This is a genomic window from Cytobacillus eiseniae (assembly GCF_017874625.1).
GTDB lineage: Bacteria > Bacillota > Bacilli > Bacillales > Cytobacillaceae > Cytobacillus > Cytobacillus eiseniae.
This window is the reverse complement of sequence record NZ_JAGIKZ010000053.1, coordinates 1-2,827: the sequence shown is the minus strand read 5'-3', so window position 1 is coordinate 2,827 and position 2,827 is coordinate 1. Positions and strand designations below refer to the sequence as shown.

The following is a 2,827-nucleotide window of genomic DNA, read 5'->3' as shown; positions in this document are numbered from 1 at the left end:
TGATTACGGCCATCAAAATGTACCACCTTTGACATATTTTTTACCACCGAATGACAAGAAATGTACCAGTCAATGCCATGCGTTTACCACTTCATACCTTTGTATAATTAATGAGCACATCTACGGGTGTGACATTTTTTATATGGAGGTATTTTTTAATGATCCAATATCAAAAGATTTTGGAGTTACATGATGAAGGTATTAGTCTTAGAGGCATTGCAGCAAGCACTGGTAACTCTCGTCAAAAAGTAACAGAGATTATTCGTCTAGCACAAAAGAAGGGATTAGTTTGTCCCTTAGATGAAGAAATGACGGATAAATGGATTGAGGAGTTTCTCTTTCCAGAGAAAACATTGGAGGGGTCAGGGAGACAACCATTGAACTTTGATTATATTCATGAAGAGTTAGCTAAGCCTAACGTGACACTTTCTCTTTTACATCATGAATATGAAGCAGAGTGCCGAGTAAACAACAAGATTCCTTACTCCTATCGTAGTTTTGTGCGCCATTACAGTAGATACGCAGATAAGCATAAAGCTACTTTACGCATTCGTAGAAAACCAGGTGAAATCATTGAAGTTGATTGGGCTGGCTCCACATCCCACATCATTGATAGAGATACTGGAGAAAAGGTTAAGGCCTATGTTTTCGTTGCAACATTACCATGCAGTCAATTATCTTATGCCGAAGCAACCTTATCAATGGATTTACATTCATGGATTAATGCACACAACAATGCATACCAGTATTTTGGTGGCAGTACACAAATTATTGTGCCAGACAATCTTAAAGCAAGCGTGACGAAACATACCACACGTGAGTTAGTCTTAAACCCTACTTATAGGGAAATGGCAGACTACTACAATACTGTGGTCATGCCTGCTCGGGTCCGTGCGCCGAAGGATAAAGCTAGTGTAGAAGGATCAGTTAATGTTATCTCTACATGGATAATTGCGGCCTTGAGAAATACACATTGTTTCAGTATTGATGAATTGAATGAAGAAGTTTGGAAGAAATTAGCCGAATTCAATGAGCGTCCCTTTACGCGTAAAAAAGGGTGTCGTCTGTCGGCGTTTGAGGAAGAAGAGAAATTCGCACTTTCCCCTCTACCATCTACGCCTTACAAAATGTCCGAATGGAAAACGGCAAAAGTACGTCCTGACTATCACATCTCTGTCGATAGTATGTTTTATTCAGTGCCATATGAATATATCAATCGACAAGTCGAAGTTAAACTTTCAGACGACCTCGTTGAGGTATATTTCAATCATATGCGGGTAGCTTCCCATAAACGATTATATGGGAAATTCGGTCAATTATCTACCATTCGTGATCATATGCCAGAAAATCATAAGTTATATGTTGACCAAACGCCTGAAGCAGCTGTTGAGTGGGCAGAAAATATCGGAGCATCAACCTTAACAGTCGTTAAATATATTTTAGATACTTCCCAAACAGATAAACTGGCGTTACAGTCTATATTTTCTTTAAAAAAGTCTGAGCGTCGTTATACCAAATATGAAATTGAACGTGCATGTAAAATGATTATTTCTATGACTAAAAGACCGACGGTCAAGAGCATTCAAACCATTCTAAAGAGCAATAAAAAGAATGATGCCGAGCAAGAAATGAAACGGAAAACAGAAAGCAGTGAAAATAAATATGGCTTTACACGTGGAGCTCATTACTACGGGGGAACAGATAAATGATGAATGACCAAACTTTAACTAAACTACACGAGATGAAATTGAGTGGAATGGCAGAAGCCTATAAAGAGCAAGCATTGAACAAGGAATTTCAGAAGATGAGTTTTGAAGATCGTTTTTCTTTACTTGTTGATTTGGAGTTTTCTCGTCGTAAGAGTAATGCGCTTCAACGTTTAATAAAATCGGCCACTTTTTTAAACTCAAATGCCTGTATTGAGGATATAGAATATTACGAGGATAGGAGATTAGATAGAGATTTGATTTTAAAACTTGCCAGTGGTACCTATATTCAAGACAGCCATAATATCATATTAAAGGGACCCACTGGTTCAGGAAAATCATATTTAGCTAGTGCATTTGGAGTGTCCGCTTGTCGTCAATTCTATAAAGTGAAATACATCCGTTTACCAGAATTACTAGATGAGCTGTCGCTAGCAAAATTAGCTGCGGATGGAAGTTATCGTAAACTAATCAAAAAGTATACGAAAGTAGATTTACTCATACTTGATGAATGGTTACTGACAGATTTATCAACAGATGAAGCAGCAATACTACTAGAAATCGCTGAAGCTCGCCATAAAGTAGCTTCAACTATTTTTTGTTCGCAAATTGATCCTAGCGGATGGCATACCAAATTAGGGAATGAAACCATAGCAGAAGCTATCTTAGACCGTATTATCCATGACTCCTATCAAATCCTGATAGACGGTGACGTTTCTATGCGGGAACGCCATGGATTGGGGGGAGTATAATGATTCCAAAAGAAGTAGAAAATCGTATAGCTAAGTATTTTTTACACATGTTTTTACCTAATGAGGTGATGATTAAAATTGAAGATAGGCTATTACCCACCTGCATATGGACCAAGGAAGAAGATTTAGATCATGAGGAACTCGTTCGTTGGGCAATTGAGATTATTGAGAGGCAACTAGAGAATAAGAGATTAAGATAGGATAAAAAGCCATTGGGACTAACTCTGTTCCAATGGCATTGTTCATTTTGCCCAATCTATCCCCTAAACTCAGGGCTGGTAAACTTATTGGCGTTAAGTGGTAAAATCCTTGTCAATTCGTGGTAAATAACATGTCATTGGTGGTAAAATCTAGTGACCGTAATCATTT

Annotated in this window: 3 protein-coding genes; all 3 read left to right on the top strand. The window is 37.9% G+C overall.

Going from position 1 to position 2,827, the window contains the following annotated elements; genetic code table 11:
- Nucleotides 1–158 precede the first annotated feature (158 nt).
- From istA to J2Z40_RS19600, 3 genes are read left to right on the top strand one after another with little or no spacing between them, the layout of a single operon-like run.
- Complete coding sequence (gene istA / locus J2Z40_RS19610) at nucleotides 159–1,709, top strand: IS21 family transposase (RefSeq protein ID WP_066398052.1); 1,551 nt, start codon at nucleotides 159–161, stop codon at nucleotides 1,707–1,709.
- Nucleotides 1,706–2,458, top strand: coding sequence for an IS21-like element helper ATPase IstB (gene istB, locus J2Z40_RS19605; RefSeq protein ID WP_180316785.1), 753 nt, complete (start codon nucleotides 1,706–1,708; stop codon nucleotides 2,456–2,458). Before istA ends, istB begins: the two co-directional genes overlap by 4 nt.
- On the top strand, nucleotides 2,458–2,658 hold the full coding sequence (locus J2Z40_RS19600; protein WP_066398055.1) for a hypothetical protein: 201 nt from the start codon (nucleotides 2,458–2,460) through the stop codon (nucleotides 2,656–2,658). Before istB ends, J2Z40_RS19600 begins: the two co-directional genes overlap by 1 nt.
- Nucleotides 2,659–2,827 lie beyond the last annotated feature (169 nt).

Coding starts and splice junctions, on each gene's coding strand:
- istB (WP_180316785.1), top strand. CDS start 1,706: ATGATGAATGACCAAACTTTAACTAAACTACACGAGATGAAATTGAGT.
- J2Z40_RS19600 (WP_066398055.1), top strand. CDS start 2,458: ATGATTCCAAAAGAAGTAGAAAATCGTATAGCTAAGTATTTTTTACAC.
- istA (WP_066398052.1), top strand. CDS start 159: ATGATCCAATATCAAAAGATTTTGGAGTTACATGATGAAGGTATTAGT.